We start from the raw sequence: 535 nt of genomic DNA, 5'->3' as shown, positions 1-535 counted from the left end.
GCACATTTGTGAGCCAAGAGAAAGCAGCATTACCGGAACAGCGGCTTGCCCTAGTAGTGCTGTTGCTTCATACAACGGTGTCCACGCGCCAATACCTGATAAGTTCAAACATAATGCGAGTGACGCTGATAAGAAAATTGGCATCTTTATGATTTGTTTCAATGGATTACCGTTACTTAACAACATCACACCTACGCTGATATGTAAGCAAGCTGATACTACAAACAGCAGTACAGCAGAAGAAAGGGCAACTTCGCCAAATGTATAAGTGAACAACGGTATCGCAAGGTTCCCGCTATTTCGAAACATATGAGGTGGAGCCCAAGCTTTAAATGTTAGCCCAGTGATTTTACAAATCGGAATCATGAGTAGCCCCGGAATTAAAACCGCAATGATGGCGGCTAAGAGCAGGGGGCCTTGTTCAGAGTCGAGCGGCATGCTCACTAATGAGGAAAACACCAGAGCTGGCGTGAATACATCGATATTAATTCGATTGATGGGGCGAAAATCAGGTTTGATATGGCGTCCGACTAGA

1 protein-coding gene is annotated in these 535 nt (G+C 45.0%); it reads right to left on the bottom strand.

Translation table 11 applies throughout. The annotated features are described in order from the left end of the window. Nucleotides 1-535 (bottom strand): AEC family transporter (locus R7Z49_RS27215; protein ID WP_411913039.1); only part of this gene is annotated, 535 nt, incomplete at both ends.

Source organism: Vibrio sp. 1562, from assembly GCF_033340155.1.
In the GTDB taxonomy this organism is placed as follows: Bacteria; Pseudomonadota; Gammaproteobacteria; order Enterobacterales; family Vibrionaceae; genus Vibrio; species Vibrio alginolyticus.
This window is presented reverse-complemented; position numbering and strand designations above follow the sequence as displayed.